This is a genomic window from Actinoplanes sp. NBRC 101535, from assembly GCF_030269225.1.
GTDB lineage: Bacteria > Actinomycetota > Actinomycetes > Mycobacteriales > Micromonosporaceae > Actinoplanes > Actinoplanes rectilineatus.
In genome coordinates this window covers 179,978-196,110 of the sequence record NZ_BSSY01000011.1, presented here as the reverse complement: position 1 = coordinate 196,110, position 16,133 = coordinate 179,978, and the positions used below count along the sequence as shown (strand labels likewise).

Here is a 16,133-nt window from a genome sequence, read left to right as displayed (position 1 = left end):
CGTTCGCGGTTCGGCCCGCTGCCCGGCTTTCCGGGACGGTGAGCAGGCCCGCCGCGGTTCGGCTCACGGTCCCACAGCTCGGCCTCGACCGCCCCGCGCGACTTTCCGTCACGCGGGGCGGTCTGCGTTTTCCGGGCGTCGGCAGCGCAGCTCGCACATCCGCGCCGGCCACACCATGGCCGGCCGCGCCGACCCGTTCGCCGCCTTCGCCCTCGCGGCGGACTTTCACGAAGGCGCCACTGCGGGAGGACCCCTGAAAGGTTGAAATCGCCCCCGCCAAGTCCCACCGCTCCCCCGCGCGCCACGCCGCGGGACCACGATCTGCCGCCTGCCTCCGGGCCTCGACAGGAGCCTCCGGGACACTCGGAGGGTGGAATTCGGCGGCACGGAACGGGGACGAGACTGATGGGTGACGTTCTGCGGGACATCGAGGCGCTGGCGGCGCTGCTTCCGGCGGCACAGCGGGGTGCTCACGCGTACGCGAAGAAGATCGATCTCTTCTCCGGCAGTGACGAGGTGGCGGCGGCGCACCCCAGCGGGCGGGCCTATCTCGCGGCGGCCCGGCTGGCGCTGCTGCAGAGTGAGGCGGCCGAGGCCCTGCAGGAGATCCGGGACCGGGCGGTGGATCTGGACCCGGCGGCGCGGCGGCCGGACGACGCGCTGAGCTTGGAACTGGCCGACATCATGATCCGGCTGTTGGAGTTGTCGGAGTTCCTGGGTGTCGATCTGGGGGCGGCGCTGGTCGCGAAGACGGCGGATACGGTGGGCGGCTACCGGCACGGCGGTGTCCGGTTCTGATCCGCGGTGCCGCCGGAAAAATCGGATGCGCACCCCGATAGAGTTCATGGGGAGAACGCGGGAGGTGGTTGCGATGTGCGGTGTGATGCCGGGTCCGCGACCTATGCCGCCGGGAGCCCTTCCGCGACGCTGATCTCCGCCGCGCCGTCTGGGTGGTCCCGGCTTTACGCCGCTCATCCGATCGCGTCGCAAAGGGATTCAGTCATGAGGATGTCGAAGGCATTCGGCAGCACGTTGCACACCGCCCCGGGGCACTCCGAGTCGGAGGGGCATCAGCTTCTCCTGCGGGCGGCCATGGTGCGCCAGGTCGGCGCCGGGATCTTCTCCTATCTGCCGTTCGGGTGGCGCACCATCCGCAAGATCGAGGCGATTCTGCGGGCCGAGATGGAGCAGATCGGCGGGCAGGAGGTGTCGCTGCCGGTGGTCAATCCGGCCGACCTGTGGAAGGAGAGCGGGCGCTACGCCAAGATCGGGCCGGAGCTCGCCCGATTCAAGGACCGGCGGGACCGGGACATGGTGCTGGCGATGACCCATGAGGAGGCGGCGACGACGCTCGCGCGGACCGAGATCGCCTCCTACCGGGATCTGCCGCGTGTGGTGTTCCAGCTGCAGACGAAGTTCCGCGATGATGCCCGGCCGCGGGCGGGGCTGATCCGGGTGCGCGAGTTCATCATGAAGGACGCGTACAGTTTCGCCGCCGACGAGGACGGGCTGGCGGAGCAGTATCGCGAGCAGTTCCGTGCGTACCACCGGATTTTTCGCCGTTGTGGGGTTCCGGTCCGGGCGGTGCTCTCCGACGTGGGCATGATGGGCGGCAGCATGGCCCACGAATTCATGTACCTGACGCCGATCGGCGAGGACACCCTGCTGCTGTGCGACGGCTGTGGTTTCGCGGCGAATCGTGAGGTGGCCTCGTTCCGTGAGCCGGTTCCGGTGGCGGGCGCGATCGCCGAGATCGAGGAGGTCGCCACGCCGGGCACGACGACGATCGATCAGTTGACCGCATTGCTGGGCGTCACGGCGGCGGAGACCGCGAAAATGGTCTTCCTGGCGGCCGAACGCGAAGACGCGGTGGAGTTCGTGGCGGTGGTGGTACGCGGCGACCGGGAGGTCAACGAGACCAAGGTGGCCAATCTGGTGCGCGCGTCCGCATTGCGGCCGATGACCGAGGCCGAGATTCAGAGCATCGGAGCCGTTGCGGGGTACGGGTCGGCGATCGGTCTCCGGAACGCGACGGTCCTGGTCGACGACCTGGTCGCCGCGGCCGGCGGTCTCGTCTCGGGCGCGAACCGGGCCGGTTTTCACCTGCTCAACGTGAATGCGGGGCGCGATTTTCCGGGCGGGATCGTCGCGGATGTCACCGCGGCCCGGGCCGGCGACGGCTGCCCGTCGTGTGGGCAGGGGATGCGAACGGTCCGCGGGGTGGAGGCGGGCAACATCTTCAAGCTGGGCACCCGTTATTCGTCCGCGCTGAACGCGGTCTTCCTGGACGCGGCGGGTGAACGGCGGCCGTTGACGATGGGCTGTTACGGGATCGGCGTGGGGCGGCTGCTGGCCTGCGCGGCCGAGGAGAACCGTGACGAGAAGGGGTTGCGGCTTCCGGCGGCGATCGCGCCGTATCACGTGTCGCTGGTGTTGCTGGATTCGGCGGATTCGGCGGCCGGGGTGCTGGCGCGGCGGTTCTACGACGATCTGTGGGCGGCCGGGGTGGAGGTTCTGTTCGACGATCGGGTGGAGCGGGCCGGGGTGAAGTTCGCGGACGCCGACCTGATCGGGTTGCCGTTGCGGATCACGCTGGGCAAGCGTGGTGTCGCCGACGGCACGGCGGAGGTTCGGGACCGGGTGACGGGTGAGATCTCGGTGGTCGCCCTCGACGACGTGGTGGCGGTGGTGCGTGACCGGATCGCGGTGCTGCTGGCCGCACCGGACTCGCCGGCGCCGGTGGAACTGCCGGACGAGTTGGCGGCCTGATCATCCGGGTCGTTCGTCGAAGGCCTGCTGGTGGCGCAGGATTTCCTCGCTGTGGCGGACCGTCCAGGAATAGAGGTGTCCGAAGGGTTCGCGCAGGGACTCCCCCAGCGGCGTCAGCGAGTATTCGACGCCGACCGGGGAGGTCGGCAGCACCCGGCGTTCGATCATGCCGTTGCGTTCGAGGCGGCGCAGGGATTGGGTGAGGACGCGCTGGGTGACACCGCCGAGGCGCCGTTTGATCTCGTTGAACCGGGCCGGGCGTTCGAGCACCGCCAGCACCATCATCGACCATTTGTCGGCGATCTGGTCGAGGATGGGCCGGCTGGGGCAGTCGGCGCTGAAGGCCGTGTCGGCGGCGGCCGCGCCGAGGCCGTAGGTATCCCTCATGATCCCTGGTTCTCCTGAAGTGCGTTCTTGCCGGTGCGGACATCGTCGCCCAGGCTAGGTATGCAAAGCAAACCTACATGCCTTGCGAATACCTGATCGGAGTACGACCATGCCCTACACCACTCTCCGGGTGACCACCGACGCCGGCGTCGCCACGATCGTCCTGGACAATCCGCCGGTCAACGCCCTGAGCCTGACGATGATGCGGGAGCTGCGGACCGCCCTGGACGAGCTGCGTGACGACCCGGCGACCCGGGTGATCGTATTCGAGAGCGCGGACCCGGAGTTCTTCATCGCGCACGTGGACATGGGCATCGCCGAGCAGATGGACGACCTGCGGGCGCTGGCCGCATCGGCGCCGGCCGGGGCGAACGTGTTCCAGGCCGTCGGTGAGCTGCTGCGCCACCAGCCGCAGGTGACGATCGTCAAGCTGGCCGGGGTCGCCCGCGGCGGCGGGGCCGAGTTCGTCGCCGCCGCGGACATGACGTTCGCGGCGGCCGAGACCGCGGGCCTGGGCCAGATCGAGGCGCTGATGGGCATCGTCCCGGCCGGGGGCGGCACCCAGTACCTGAGCCGGCGCATGGGCCGCAGCCGGGCACTGGAGATCCTGCTGACCGGGGACCTGTTCGACGCCCGGACCGCGGCCGACTACGGGTGGATCAACCGGGCCCTGCCGGCGGCGGAGCTGGATGCCTACGTGGACCGGGTGGCCCGGGCCGTCGCGGCCCTTCCGGACGGGGTGGTCGACGGTGTGAAGAGCACCCTGCCGCCGGAGGATCTGACCGCCGGGTTCGCCCGGGAGGAGGCCGCCTGGGGTGCGCTGATCAGCAGCCCCGCGACGCAGCGTCTGATGGCGGACGCCGTGGTCGCGGGCGTACAGACGCGCGCCGGGGAACGGGATCTGGAGGGGCTGATGCGCAGGGTGAAAGCTCAGGCCTGAAGCGCGGCGAGGACGCGAGCGGAACGGTTGCCGGGGTGGGCCCGCAGGCGCTCGAGGAGGATGCGGGTGTTCTCCGGCCAGTTCGGGCCGGGGCGCAGCAGGTCCTCGGCCGGCACCTCGTCGGGCTGATCGCCGACGGTCACCACGCGGACCTTCTCGTGGTCGACACCCTCGGCCAGGAGGTCCGCGCCACCGCCGAAGCGGTCCGCGGAGGCGGCGGCCATGTGCGGGTACGCGACCATCACCTCATGCGTGACCAGCAGCGCGAGCAGGAGGTCGTCGGTACGGGTCGACCGGCGCTGCTCGCGGGCCCGCTCGTCGGCCTCCAGCCGGGCCCACAGCACGGGCTGGTCGGCGTGGTTGGCCTCGCGGGCGAAAACGGACAGCAGCAGTTTGTCCCGCAGGCCCCGGCCGCGGTACCGGATCCGGCCGAGCAGTGCGTCGCGGGCCGGGCGCAGCGCGGGTGGCAGCCGGTCCGGCAGTTCCGGGATGCGGCCGCCGAGCACCGCCCGGCGCACCTGGTCCGGATCGGCCCGGCAGTCTCTGATCAGGGCGGAGGCGTCCGCGGCCGGGTCCTCGAGGAGCGCGGCGAGCAGCGTCATCCGGTTGTCGCCGGTGCCGGCGCGCAGGGCGGCGTCCGAGGCGTGCGACACCACGAGCACGTGGTCGACCGCATCCTTGACCGTCGGGAAGCCGTCGAAGGGGCCGTCGTTGCGTTCGGTCTCCGGGTCCCAGATCGGGCCGACACCCGGTTCGGCGGAGATCCGGCCGGGCGTGCGGAGTACGGCGAGCAGAGCGCGCGGGGTGATGTCGAACGCGTCGAGCAGCGCGCCGGCCTCCTTGTCGCAGGCCACCGAGTACAGCAGGTGTCCGGTGCTGATCGGGCCGTTGGACAGTCCCCGTACCCGGGCCAGCGTGTTCGTCAGCCGATCACCGATGGTCAGCGCGTCCGTCATCGCTCTCTCCTCCGTCATCGCTCTCCTCCGTCGTGTTCGGACAAGACGATAGGGCCCGGGCGGACCGGAGGGCTTCTGCCCGGGGACTGAAAGGTGGCTATACCTCCGGGTAGAGGCGCACCGGCAGATCGATCAGGCCCCGCGCGCGGAACGACGGCCGCCAGCGCAGTTCACCGGCCGGAACAGCCAGGCTGAGGTCCGGGAAACGGCGGATCACCGCGCCGATCGCGATCTCCAGTTCGATCCGGGCGAGCGGCGCCGCGACGCAGTAATGAATGCCGTGGCCGAACGTCAGATGCCCACCCGCCCGGCCGGGCCGCACCTCGTCCGGGCCCGGAAAGGCGTCCGGGTCGCGGTTCGCGGCCCCGACCACCATCAGAACGGTCCGCCCGCGCGGAATCGTCACGCCGGAGACGTCCACGTCCTCGGTGGTGAACCGGCGCAGCAGCACGGTCGCCGGCGGTTCGAACCGCAACAGCTCCTCGACGAGCGGACCCAGGTCGCCGGTCCGGTCGACGTCGCGGGTGAGCAGGGTCAGGATGCCGGTGCCGATCGCGTGCACGGTGTTCTCGTAGCCGGCGAGCAGCAGCAGGAAAGCCAGCGACGTCAGTTCGTCCTCGCTGAGCCGGTCGCCCTCCTCCCGGGCCGCGATCAGTGCGGACAACAGGTCGCCGGCGGGTTCCGCGCGCTTGGCGGCGAGCAGCTGCTGCAGATAGGCGTGAATGGCGACGATGGCGCGCACGCCCGCCTTCGGATCGTCGTGCGGCGGGACGAGCATGACGTCGGTCCAGGAGCGGAATCGGTCACGGTCCTCATCGGGTACGCCGAGCAGGTCGCTGATCACCGCCACCGGCAGCGGGCCGGCGTAGCCGCGGATCAGGTCGGCCGGTTCGCCGGTGGGCAGCCGGTCGAGCAGTTCCTCGGCGGTCGTCGCGATCAGCGGGCGCAGGCTCTCGACGCGGCGCGGGGTGAACGCCTGCGACACCAGCCGCCGGATGCGGGTGTGGTGCGGCGGGTCCATGTTGAGCAGGTTGGCGTCGAGGGCGGGCGGCAGGGCGAAGCCGCGCCAGGTGCCGTCGCCGGTGGCCTTGTCGACCGACAGGCGCGGGTCGGCGAGCAGCGCGCGGACGTCGGCGTACCGGGTGACCAGCCAGACCGGCGAGCCGTCCGGAAGATTCACGGGTACGGCCGGAGCGGTGTCCCGGAGCTGCCCGAACATCGCATACGGGTCGGTGTGGAAATCGTCCGAGAACATGGAACAGAGCCCTTCCGGAGCACAAAGGAAGGCCGGGCATCCACGGGGGAAGATGCCCGGCCTTTCTGTGCAAATCGAACCACAGAACCCATCGATCGCGCTACCTGTGAGGCGGATTTCAGCGTCGCTTCTCATCGATGTCGCGTGCGGGAGATCGCCGCCTCGATCAGGTCGCGGTCGCCGGCGGTCCGGGAGGCTCAGGCCCGAGCCTCCCGGACCGCGGGATCAGGACCGGCCGGCGAGCTGCTCGCGCAACCAGTGGTAACTCGCGCGCGGGGTCCGCTCGCCGGTCGGGTAGTCGACGTGGACCAGGCCGAAGCGGGGGCCGTACCCGCGCGCCCACTCGAAGTTGTCCAGCAGCGACCAGTAGAAGTAGCCGCGCAGGTCCACCGGGGAGTCGGCGGTCGCGCGGGCCGCCGCGGCCAGGTGCTCGGTGATGAACCGGATCCGGTCCGGGTCGGCGTCCAGGCCCTCGCGCAGCTGGGCGACGCCGTTCTCGGTCACGTACACCGGTGGCAGGTTCGGGAAGCGGTCGGCCAGGCCGGTCAGGGTGTCGTACAGGCCGCGGGGTTCGATCGGCCAGCCCAGGTCGGTGACCGGCACGCCCTCGCGGGTCACCGAGCGGACACCGATGTCGATCGCGGTGCGGCGGGCCGGGTCGGGTTCGTCGTGCGGCACCGCGGCGGCGTGGATGCGGTAGTAGTAGTTGACGCCGAGGAAGTCCAGCGGGGCGCCGATCAGCGCCAGGTCACCGTCTCGGCGGAAGGACAGGTCGCTCACCCCGGCATACAGCTCGTCGTAGCCGTCCGGGTAGCCGCCGCCCAGCACCGGGTCGGTGAACTGCCGGTTCAGCATCAGGTCCATCCGGGCCGCGGCGGCGTGATCCGCCGGGGAGTCGGTGGCCGGGACGGCCGGGGACAGGTTCAGCGTGATTCCCACGCGTACCCCGGGATGCGCGGCCCGCAGAGCCGCCGCCGACAGTCCGTGGCCGACCAGCAGGTGGTGTGCGGCGGCCAGGGCGCCGTGTCCCTCGGTGGCGCCGGGCGCGTGCCGGCCCTCCCCGTAACCGACCATCGACGACACGTAGGGCTCGTTGAGAGTGATCCAGTCGCGGACCCGGTCGCCGAGGCGTTCGGCGACGACCGTGGTGTAGTCGGCGAAACGTTCCGCGGTGGCCCGGTTCCGCCAGCCGCCGCTGTCCTCGAGGGCCTGCGGCAGGTCCCAGTGGTAGAGCGTGACGAACGGGCGGATGCCCCGCTCGGCCAGCGCGTCGACGAGCCGGTCGTAGTAGTCCAGGCCGGCCTTGTTGACCTCGCCCTCGCCCGCGGCGATCACCCGGGGCCAGGCGATCGAGAACCGGTAGGCGTCGACGCCCAGGCCGGCGAGCAGGTCGACGTCGTCGCGCCAGCGGTGGTAGCTGTCGCAGGCCACCGCCCCGGACGTACCGTCGGCGACGGCGCCGGGCCGCGCGGTGAAGGTGTCCCAGATCGAGGCGCCGCGGCCGTCCTCGGCCACCCCTCCCTCGATCTGGTACGCCGCGGTGGCCGCACCCCAGACGAATCCGGAGGGCACTTCAGGTAGTTCGGACATCGTCATCCCTTGATCGCTCCTTGCATGATGCCGCCGACGATCTGCCTGCCCAGCACCATGAAGATCACCAGGATCGGGAGGGTGGCGAGCAGGGTTCCGGTCAACGTCAGCGTGTAATCGGTGGTGTATCCGGCGGCCAGCGAGGAGAGCGCCACCTGCACGGTGGCGTTCTCCTGCAGCACCACCAGCGGCCAGAAGAAGTCGTTCCAGGCCTGCATGAAGGTGAACAGGCCGAGGACGGCCGCCGCCGGGCGCGCGATCGGCAGCACCACGTGCCAGTACAGCTTGAAGGTGCTGCAGCCGTCGATGCGGCCGGCTTCGAGGAGTTCGTCGGGGATGGCGCGGCCCAGGTACTGGGTCATGAAGAAGACACCGAAGGCGGTGACGAGACCGGGAACGATCACCGCGGCGAGCTGGTCGGTCCAGCCGAGGCGGGCCATCAGCAGGTAGAGCGGGATGATGCCGAGCTGGTGCGGGACCATCGAGGTGGCCACGGCCAGGGCGAGCAGGCCCCTGCGGCCACGGAAGCGCAGCTTGGCGAAGGCGAACCCGGCGAGCGTGGAGAAGAACACCACGGAAATGGTGATCGAACCGCTGACGATGAACGAGTTGAGCAGTGCCTTGGCGAACGCGGTGGTGGCGAAGACCCGGGCGATGTTGTCGAACAGATGACCGCCCGGGATCAGCACCGGGGGTACCGCGGTGACCGCGTCGCTGGTCTGCGACGACACCACCAGCGACCAGTAGAGCGGGAAGACCGAGCCGGCCAGGATCGCCAGCAGACCGGCGTAGGTCCAGACCGAGGCGCGGCGGGGATGGCCGAAGCCGCGGTGCCGGGCCGGTCGTCGCGGTGGCTGCGGCGCGACGCGCGCCGTCGTCTTCTCATCGAGTACGGTCACAGCGCTCACTCCTCGTCGGCGATGCGCCGGGTCAGCAGCAGGTTGACGATCGCGAACAGTGCGATGACCAGGCACAGTGTCCAGGCGATCGCCGAGGCGTATCCGAAGCGGAACTCGCGGAAGCCCTGCTCGTACATGAACAGCGCGATGGTCTGGAACTGCCGGTCGGAGCCGCCGGTGGGGGTTCCGGATCCGGCGAACAGCAGCGGTTCGGCGATGATCTGCAACCCGCCGATCGTGGAGATCACCGTGGTGAAGATGATCGTGGGCCGGAGCATCGGCACGGTGATCCGCCAGAACTGCTGGGTCTGCGACGCGCCGTCGAGGTCGGCGGCCTCGTAGAGGTCGTGCGGGATCGCCTGCATCGACGCCAGGTAGATCAGGGCGTTGTAGCCGGTCCAACGCCACATCACGATGATCGCGATGGCCAGGTGCGAGCTCCAGGTGTCGGCCTGCCAGTCGACCGGGCCGATGCCGACCACGCCGAGCAGCCAGTTGACCATGCCGAAGTCGCGGCCGAACATCTGGGCGAAGACGAGCGTCACCGCCACGATGGAGGTGATGTTCGGCAGCAGCACGCCCATCCGGAACGCGGTGCGGGTACGCAGCCGATGGTTGAGCAGGTGCGCGATCCACAGGGCGGCGAGCAGCTGCGGGACCGTGGAGAGCACCCAGATGCTCAGAGTGTTGCCGAGGGCGTTCCAGAAGTACGCGTCGGTGAGCAGTTCGCGGTAGTTGCCCAGGCCGATCCACTGGTGGGCACCGGCGTCGATCAGGTCCCAGTCGTTGAACGACACGTACCCGGTGTAGACCAGCGGGAACAGTCCGAACGCACCGAAGAGCAGGAAGAACGGCAGGATGTAGAGATAGGGCGAGCCCTTGTGATCCAGCCGGGCGAGCCGAGCAGAGGAGGACATCGTCGTTCCTTCGTCGTCGCCGGGCCGGCGGCCCCCGTGCACCGCCGGCCGGACGTGGTCGGACTACTTGGCGAGGCGCTCGACGTCGCTGACGGTCTGCGTCCAGGACTCCTCGGAGGTCTGCTTGCCCTGTTCGATGCGGACCAGGCCGTCGCGGATGGTGGTCTGGATGTCACCGGTGCGCGGGCCCTGGTACTGCGGCTTCAGCTCCTTGGCGGCGGTGGTGAACAGCTTGCCGACCGGGGCGTCGTGGAAGAACGGGTCCTTGTACTCGGCGATCTCCGGCTTGTCGTAGAGCGCCGGGATCGACGGGAGCAGACCCTGCGAGGTGAAGATCTTGGCCTGCTGCTCCGGTGCGGTCAGCCAGGCGGCGAGTTTCTTCGCCTCCTCGACGTGTTTTCCCTGGGCGGGCACGGTCAGGTACGAGCCGCCCCAGTTGCCGCCGCCACCGGGCACCGACGCGACGTCCCACTTGCCGGACGCGTCCTTGGACTGGTCCTTGATCTTGGCCATCATCCAGGCCGGGCAGGCGATGGTGGCGAACTGGCCCTTGGCGAAGCCGGCGTTCCACTCGGTGGAGCTGCCGATCAGCTTGGCCGACAGCCCGTCCTGGATCGCCCGGACGGACAGGTCCCACGCCTTGCGGACCTCCGGGTTGCTGGCGACGACGATGGTGCTGCCCTCGCTGTAGTAGCCGACCGGGGCCTGGCCGATCACCGCGTTGAACAGCTGGCCGCCGCCGTCGAAGAACGAGGTGCCGGCCGGGGCCTTCGCGGCGTACTTCCGGCCGGCCTCGAGGTACGCGTCCCAGCCGGACGCCCACAGCGCGGAGACCTGGTCACGTTCGGTCGGCAGGCCGGCCTGCTCGAAGAAGTCGCGCCGGTAGCAGATGGCCAGGCCGCCGACGTCGGTGCCGTATCCGATCTGCTTGCCGTCCGCGGTCAGCGACGCCTGCCACTTCCACGGCAGATACTCGGACTCGCGTTCGGTGCCCAGGTCGGTGAACTGCTTGCCGACCTCGCGCATCTGGGCGATGAAACCGGTGTCGACGCCCTCGATGTCGCCCGCCCCGCTGTTGGTGGCCAGGTGGGTGACCAGGTCGCGGTGGTGGTCGTTGTACGCGGCCGTGCTCTCCTTGATCTTGATGGAGGGGTTGGCCTGCTGATACTCCTCGTAGAGCGCCTTGTAGCCGAAGTTGCCGAACAGGTTCACGTTCAGGGTGACGGTGTCGCCGTCGCTGCCGGAGCCGCCGCTGTCGCCGCAGGCAGTCAGCATGATCGCGGCGGCCGTGGCGGCCGCAAGGGCTCGTACCGTTCGGGACAAGCGCATGTCGGTTCTCCCCATCGGTGGATGTAACCGGTTCCATGAAACCGGTTACACAATCGAGTGCGAAAGAAGTTTGCCCCCATCGATGCCCCTCACGTCAAGTAACGAACTCGTAACGAGATCAACACATTGACCTCCGTAAGATGCAGCTGCTAGCGTGCTGAAACCGGTTACATAAAGGGCGTATGCGGTGTCGAGCATCAGAGAATTGGCACGCAGGTGCGGCGTCTCCGTCGCCACCGTCTCCCGGGTCTTCAACACCCCCGAGGTGGTCAGTCAACTCACCCGTCAGCACGTGCTCGCGATGGCCGCCGAGATCGGTTACCTGCCGAACGAGTCGGCCCGCACCCTCGCCACCAAGAAGTCCAACATGGTCGGCCTGGTCTGGGACACCGACCACCGCCGCCCCGGCTGGCGCCACCCGTTCCTGCAGGACATCCTGGTCGCCCTCAAGAGCGCACTCAGCGCCCAGGGACTGCACCTGCTCATGCTCGCCCCGGACCAGAGCGCCGGCCTCGACAGCCGGCAACGCTTCCTGCGGGCGGTCCAGCGGCACAGCGTGGACGGCGTCGTGATCATCGACAACGGCAGCCGCGACCCGGCCGTCCTGGCCCTCGGCGACGCCGCGGTGCCGTGCGTCGCCCTCGACCTGCGGATCACCGGGCCCACCTGCACCTCGATCACCTCGGACAACGTCGGGGGCGCCCGGCTGGCCACTCAGCATCTGATCGAACGCGGTCACCACCGCATCGCCACCATCACCGGCCCGGCCCGCAACTGGCCCGCCGCCGAACGCCTGGCCGGATTCCGCTCGGCGCTCGACGAGGCCGGCATCGCCCTCGACGAGGCCGACGTGGTGGCCGGCGACTTCTACCTGGACAGCGGGTTCGCCGCGATGAACCGCCTGCTGGCCCGCGACCCCCGGCCGACCGCGGTGTTCGCCGCCGGCGACGAGATGGCGATCGGCGCGCTGCGGGCCCTGCACGCCGCCGGACTCCGGGCGCCGGACGACGTCGCCCTCGTCGGCTTCGACGACATCGAGATCGCGGCGCTGATCCCTCCCGGACTCACCACGATCACCCAGGACAAGACCGGGATCGGCACCGCCGCCGCCGAGGCGATCATGTCGATGCTGTCCGGCGACGCCCCCACTCCCGGGCCGACCACCCTGCCCACCACGCTCGTCGTCCGCGGGACCACGTAATCCAGTTTTGTCGATATCTTGCTCGGGTGAGATCTCGCATCGTCGCCATCCTCGCCGCTCTGCTCGTGATCCTCTCCCCGGCCACCGTCGCGCACGCCGCCGCCGACCCCCTCCTCGACCAGCTGAAAGCCGTCCCCGGCCTCAGCATCGTCTCGGAGACCTCCGGCACCGGATACCGGTTCTTCGTGCTGACCTACCGGCAGCCCGCCGACCACCGGCACCCCGGTCAGGGCGGCTTCGACCAGCGCCTGACCCTGCTGCACCGCGCCAGCGCCTCCCCCACCGTGCTCTACACCAACGGGTACGGCCTGGCCGCCAGCCCCCGCCCGTCCCAGACCGAGCCGGCCGCGCTGCTGGCCGCCAACCAGCTGTCGGTCGAACACCGGTTCTTCACCCCGTCCCGCCCGGCCCCGGCCGACTGGTCCGACCTGACCATCTGGCAGGAGGCCACCGACGAGCACCGGATCGTCGACGCGTTCCGCGACATCCTCACCGGCAGGTGGATCCAGACCGGTGGCAGCAAGGGCGGGATGACCTCGGTCTACCACCGGCGGTTCTACCCCGGGGACATCGACGGTACGGTCGCCTACGTCGCGCCGAACGACGTGGTCAACCCGGCCGACACCACGTACGACCGCTTCTTCGACACGGTCGGCACCGCGGACTGCCGGACCGCACTCGACGACGCCCAGGCCGAGGCGCTGCGCCGCCGCGACCGGCTGGTCCCGCTGCTGGAAGCGGACGCCGCCGCCCAGGGCTGGACGTACGACCGCACCCTCGGCACCGCCGACCGGTCGTTCGAGCTGACCGTCCTGGACACGGTGTGGACGTTCTGGCAGTACAGCTCGCCCGCGGACTGCGCGTCCACGCCGGACGCGGCGACCGCCACCGACCAGGAGATCTACGACTGGATCGACGGCATCGCCGGCTGGAACTTCTACACCGACCAGGGCCTGGAGTTCTACTGGCCGTACTACTACGCGGCCGCCTCCCAGCTGGGCTGGCCGAGCCTGCGGTTCGAGCACCTGCGCGGCCTGCGGAAGTATCCCGGGTTGTACACCGCGAACTCGTCGCTGCCGCCCGAGCTGCGCCGGATCCACAACCCGGTGCCGATGCTCGACGTGGACCTGTGGGTGCGTACCGCCTCGTCGCAGATGATGTTCGTCTACGGCGAGTACGACCCGTGGAGCGCCGAGCAGTTCACCCCCAGCAGGCGGGACTCCGCGCTGTTCGTGGCCCCGGCCGCCAACCACGGCGCGAACATCGCCCGCCTGACCCCGGCCGACAACGCGACGGCCACCGCCACGCTGCGCCGCTGGGCCGGCGTGCCGTCGACCCTCGCCCCGGCGAAGACCGCCGACGTGCCGATCGACGACATGCTCGACCCCCGGCGACGGTGACCGTCCCCTCTGGTGCCGCCGCGCTCACCCGGCGGCACCAGAGGGTCAGCCGTTGAAGGCGTCCCAGGTGAATCCGGGATCACGGAACTCCCGCAGGGCCGCACGCTGCCGGCTGGCGATGCTCAGCTGCGTCCCCTCGAACGGGAACGTGATGGCGACCAGCCCGGGCGCCACGAAGATGCGGGTCGGTTCCTCCGGGATGGGGGCCGGCGCCAACGGCACCGGCGTCAGCTTCCGCACGAATCGATCGCGCTGCTCCTCGGAGAGTTCGGCGTGGCCGGCGTACGGGGCTTCGAACACCGCCTCGGTCAGGGCGAACTGGAGCAGGAAGCCACTCAGGCGCTCGCGGTCCGGCAAGCCGTCGCCCCACACCCGCGGATCGTCCTCGCCCGGGTCGAACGATCGGCCCCAGACGCTTTGGTTCTCAGCCGCGAAGGGAACCCGCCCCCAGTCGTCGTAGTACAGCGCTCCCGGCGGGTCGACGCGATTGTGCGTCCCGTAGATCACCGGCCGGCGGGCGGCCAACTCGTAGAAGGCGAGCAACGGTTCCGGCAGCGGGACCGCTGACCGGACGGGTTCCGCCTCCTGCTCCGGGACGTCGGCGTACCAGCCGGTGAGGAACCGGCGCAGCGCCGCCGTCCGGCACCGGGGCAGGTCGGTCAGCCAGTCGACGTCCGGCACCGGCTGCACCGCGGCCGGCCGGATCCGGTCCAGCACCGCGAAGGAGAGCGGCTGTTCGAGGACGAGGTCGTACCGGATCCCACCCCGGGAATGCACCTCCCCGAGGGGGACACAGCCCTCCGGCAGGCGCGCGAATCCGAGCCACGGAAGATCGAAGCGATGGAGCCAGTCCGGCACCGGGCCGGGGAACGGTCCGCTCAGTTCGATGCCGGTCCGGCTGTCCACCATGCTGCCGCCGGGGCGGTCCCCCGCGTCGACGATCAGCACGAAGGCGGCGTCGCCGCGCGCGTATGTCACCGGCCCCGCCTCGACCACCGCGGCGTTCGCCCCGGCCCGGCGCAGCGCCTCGTCGCCGGGGAGCACCGTCCACTCGTCAACCATCCGGTGATCATAGGAATGGTGACCGCGGGCGATGGACACGCCCGCGGTCACCACGGATCCGTCAGGCGGGCAGTGGGGTGGCGTCGGGGACCGGGGTCCGGGAGGTCTCCGGGGCGAAGGCCAGCGCCACCAGGGTCAGGCACAGGGCCCCCGCGACGTAGACCGAGACGGCGAAGGCGCTGCCGGTCGACGACACCAGCTGGATCGCGATGATCGGGGCGAGCGCGCCGCCGAAGATGCCGGCGATCTGGTAGCCCATCGAGGCGCCGGAGTAGCGCAGCCGGGTGGAGAACATCTCGGCGACGAACGCGGCCTGCGGACCGTACATGGCCGCGTGGGTGGCCAGCGCGACCACCACGGTCAGCACGATGACCAGCGTATTCCCGGTGTCCAGCAGCGGGAAGAAGGCGAACGCCCACACCGCGGCGGCGACCGCCCCGGCCGCGTAGACCGGCCGCCGGCCCCACCGGTCGGAGAGCCCGCCGAACAGCGGGATCAGCAGCAGTTGCAGTCCGGAGGCGACCAGCACGCCGGTCAGGGCCACGGTCCGCGGCAGGCCGACGGTCCCGGTGACGTAGGTCAGCACGTACAGCGAAAAGGTGTAGAAGGCGACGTCGGTGCCGATCCGCGCGGCCATCGCGACCAGCAGGCCGCGCGGGTGCCGGCGGATCACCTCGACGAGCGGGAGTTTCGCACGGCCACCCTCGGCAGCGACCTCAGCAAACGCCGGCGACTCCGTGACCGCGATCCGGATCCAGAGGCCCACCAGCACAAGCACGCCAGACAGCAGGAACGGAACACGCCATCCCCAGCTGAGAAAGGAACCCTCCGAAAGGGTTGCCGAGAGCACCCAGAGCACGCCGGAGGCGAGCAGGTTGCCGGCCGGGACGCCGACCTGCGGCCAGGAGGCGGACAGGCCACGACGCTCCGGGTGGCCGTGCTCGAGGGACATGACGACCGCGCCGCCCCACTCGCCGCCGAGGCCGAGGCCCTGCACGAAACGGAGCGTGACCAGCAGGATCGGTGCGGCCGCACCGATCGTCTCGTAGGTGGGTAGCAGTCCGATGAGGAAGGTGGCCCCGCCCATCAGGATCAGGGTGAAGACCAGGACGCCCTTGCGGCCGACCCGGTCGCCGAAATGGCCGAAGACGATGCCGCCGAGCGGGCGGGCGACGAACCCGACCGCGTACGTGGTGAAGGCCAGCAGGGTGCCGGTGAGCGGCTCGAAGCCGGGGAAGAACAGTTTGCCGAAGACGAGGGCGGCGGCGGAGGCGTAGAGGAAGAAGTCGTACCACTCGAGGGATGTTCCGATGAGGCTGGCGAGGATGACGCGGCGACTGGCGGTCATGACTGGCTCCCTACGGGTGAACGTTGGGCTGCGTGGTGCCGTATGCCACACTCTAAAAATCGTTCAACAATCCGGCAATA

General features: G+C 70.1%; 14 protein-coding genes. 5 read left to right on the top strand and 9 right to left on the bottom strand.

From position 1 onward, the window contains the following. Window positions 1-405 precede the first annotated feature (405 nt). Window positions 406-798 carry a hypothetical protein gene (locus QSK32_RS28700; protein WP_052720779.1) on the top strand — a complete coding sequence of 131 codons (393 nt, stop codon included), beginning with the start codon at window positions 406-408 and terminating at the stop codon, window positions 796-798. A 210-nt stretch (window positions 799-1,008) separates the two neighbouring features. Next, window positions 1,009-2,769 (top strand): proline--tRNA ligase, encoded by a 1,761-nt coding sequence (locus QSK32_RS28695; protein ID WP_285473726.1) that lies wholly within the window; start codon window positions 1,009-1,011, stop codon window positions 2,767-2,769. On the opposite strand, the gene QSK32_RS28690 is transcribed toward QSK32_RS28695, so the two are convergent. Continuing rightward, window positions 2,770-3,156: a winged helix-turn-helix transcriptional regulator gene (locus QSK32_RS28690; RefSeq protein ID WP_045744433.1), complete on the bottom strand. Its 387-nt coding sequence runs from the start codon at window positions 3,154-3,156 to the stop codon at window positions 2,770-2,772. Between the two features lie 109 nt (window positions 3,157-3,265). Between QSK32_RS28690 and QSK32_RS28685 the strand changes: the two genes are divergently transcribed. Then, window positions 3,266-4,096 (top strand): enoyl-CoA hydratase/isomerase family protein, encoded by an 831-nt coding sequence (locus QSK32_RS28685; RefSeq protein WP_045744432.1) that lies wholly within the window; start codon window positions 3,266-3,268, stop codon window positions 4,094-4,096. Here QSK32_RS28685 and QSK32_RS28680 read toward each other — a convergent pair. The 6 genes from QSK32_RS28680 to QSK32_RS28655 form a co-directional block, all read right to left on the bottom strand. After that, on the bottom strand, window positions 4,087-5,070 hold the full coding sequence (locus QSK32_RS28680; protein ID WP_285473679.1) for a Clp protease N-terminal domain-containing protein: 984 nt from the start codon (window positions 5,068-5,070) through the stop codon (window positions 4,087-4,089). The two genes, QSK32_RS28685 and QSK32_RS28680, sit on opposite strands and share 10 nt — an antisense overlap. Before the next feature lie 79 nt (window positions 5,071-5,149). Next, window positions 5,150-6,307 carry a cytochrome P450 family protein gene (locus QSK32_RS28675; RefSeq protein ID WP_045744430.1) on the bottom strand — a complete coding sequence of 386 codons (1,158 nt, stop codon included), beginning with the start codon at window positions 6,305-6,307 and terminating at the stop codon, window positions 5,150-5,152. A gap of 225 nt (window positions 6,308-6,532) precedes the next feature. Then, window positions 6,533-7,903 carry a GH1 family beta-glucosidase gene (locus tag QSK32_RS28670; protein ID WP_502872564.1) on the bottom strand — a complete coding sequence of 457 codons (1,371 nt, stop codon included), beginning with the start codon at window positions 7,901-7,903 and terminating at the stop codon, window positions 6,533-6,535. Then, complete coding sequence (locus tag QSK32_RS28665; RefSeq protein ID WP_285473725.1) at window positions 7,900-8,679, bottom strand: carbohydrate ABC transporter permease; 780 nt, start codon at window positions 8,677-8,679, stop codon at window positions 7,900-7,902. The genes QSK32_RS28670 and QSK32_RS28665 overlap by 4 nt, the downstream gene beginning before the upstream one ends. Before the next feature lie 122 nt (window positions 8,680-8,801). Then, window positions 8,802-9,713, bottom strand: coding sequence for a carbohydrate ABC transporter permease (locus QSK32_RS28660; protein ID WP_045744427.1), 912 nt, complete (start codon window positions 9,711-9,713; stop codon window positions 8,802-8,804). A gap of 63 nt (window positions 9,714-9,776) precedes the next feature. Continuing rightward, window positions 9,777-11,042, bottom strand: coding sequence for an ABC transporter substrate-binding protein (locus QSK32_RS28655; protein ID WP_045744426.1), 1,266 nt, complete (start codon window positions 11,040-11,042; stop codon window positions 9,777-9,779). Window positions 11,043-11,247: 205 nt separating this feature from the next. On the opposite strand from QSK32_RS28655, the gene QSK32_RS28650 reads away from it, so the two are divergent. Both QSK32_RS28650 and QSK32_RS28645 read left to right on the top strand, forming a co-directional pair. Next, a complete protein-coding gene (locus QSK32_RS28650; RefSeq protein WP_245674080.1) occupies window positions 11,248-12,243 on the top strand; it encodes a LacI family DNA-binding transcriptional regulator in 996 nt (331 codons plus the stop codon). A gap of 26 nt (window positions 12,244-12,269) precedes the next feature. Further along, entirely contained in the window at window positions 12,270-13,643 is a 1,374-nt protein-coding gene (locus tag QSK32_RS28645) for a S28 family serine protease (protein ID WP_285473677.1), read from the top strand. Window positions 13,644-13,688: 45 nt separating this feature from the next. Here QSK32_RS28645 and QSK32_RS28640 read toward each other — a convergent pair whose 3' ends face one another. Next, a complete protein-coding gene (locus QSK32_RS28640; protein WP_285473676.1) occupies window positions 13,689-14,705 on the bottom strand; it encodes a hypothetical protein in 1,017 nt (338 codons plus the stop codon). A gap of 61 nt (window positions 14,706-14,766) precedes the next feature. Continuing rightward, complete coding sequence (locus tag QSK32_RS28635; RefSeq protein WP_045744423.1) at window positions 14,767-16,053, bottom strand: MFS transporter; 1,287 nt, start codon at window positions 16,051-16,053, stop codon at window positions 14,767-14,769. Between the last annotated feature and the right edge of the window lie 80 nt (window positions 16,054-16,133).

Bases quoted from the DNA above. Each gene is read 5' to 3' on its own strand.
- QSK32_RS28670 (WP_502872564.1), bottom strand. From the start codon at position 7,903: ATGACGATGTCCGAACTACCTGAAGTGCCCTCCGGATTCGTCTGGGGT.
- QSK32_RS28675 (WP_045744430.1), bottom strand. From the start codon at position 6,307: ATGTTCTCGGACGATTTCCACACCGACCCGTATGCGATGTTCGGGCAG.
- QSK32_RS28640 (WP_285473676.1), bottom strand. From the start codon at position 14,705: ATGGTTGACGAGTGGACGGTGCTCCCCGGCGACGAGGCGCTGCGCCGG.
- QSK32_RS28655 (WP_045744426.1), bottom strand. From the start codon at position 11,042: ATGCGCTTGTCCCGAACGGTACGAGCCCTTGCGGCCGCCACGGCCGCC.
- QSK32_RS28685 (WP_045744432.1), top strand. From the start codon at position 3,266: ATGCCCTACACCACTCTCCGGGTGACCACCGACGCCGGCGTCGCCACG.
- QSK32_RS28680 (WP_285473679.1), bottom strand. From the start codon at position 5,070: ATGACGGAGGAGAGAGCGATGACGGACGCGCTGACCATCGGTGATCGG.
- QSK32_RS28635 (WP_045744423.1), bottom strand. From the start codon at position 16,053: ATGACCGCCAGTCGCCGCGTCATCCTCGCCAGCCTCATCGGAACATCC.
- QSK32_RS28700 (WP_052720779.1), top strand. From the start codon at position 406: ATGGGTGACGTTCTGCGGGACATCGAGGCGCTGGCGGCGCTGCTTCCG.
- QSK32_RS28690 (WP_045744433.1), bottom strand. From the start codon at position 3,156: ATGAGGGATACCTACGGCCTCGGCGCGGCCGCCGCCGACACGGCCTTC.
- QSK32_RS28660 (WP_045744427.1), bottom strand. From the start codon at position 9,713: ATGTCCTCCTCTGCTCGGCTCGCCCGGCTGGATCACAAGGGCTCGCCC.
- QSK32_RS28695 (WP_285473726.1), top strand. From the start codon at position 1,009: ATGTCGAAGGCATTCGGCAGCACGTTGCACACCGCCCCGGGGCACTCC.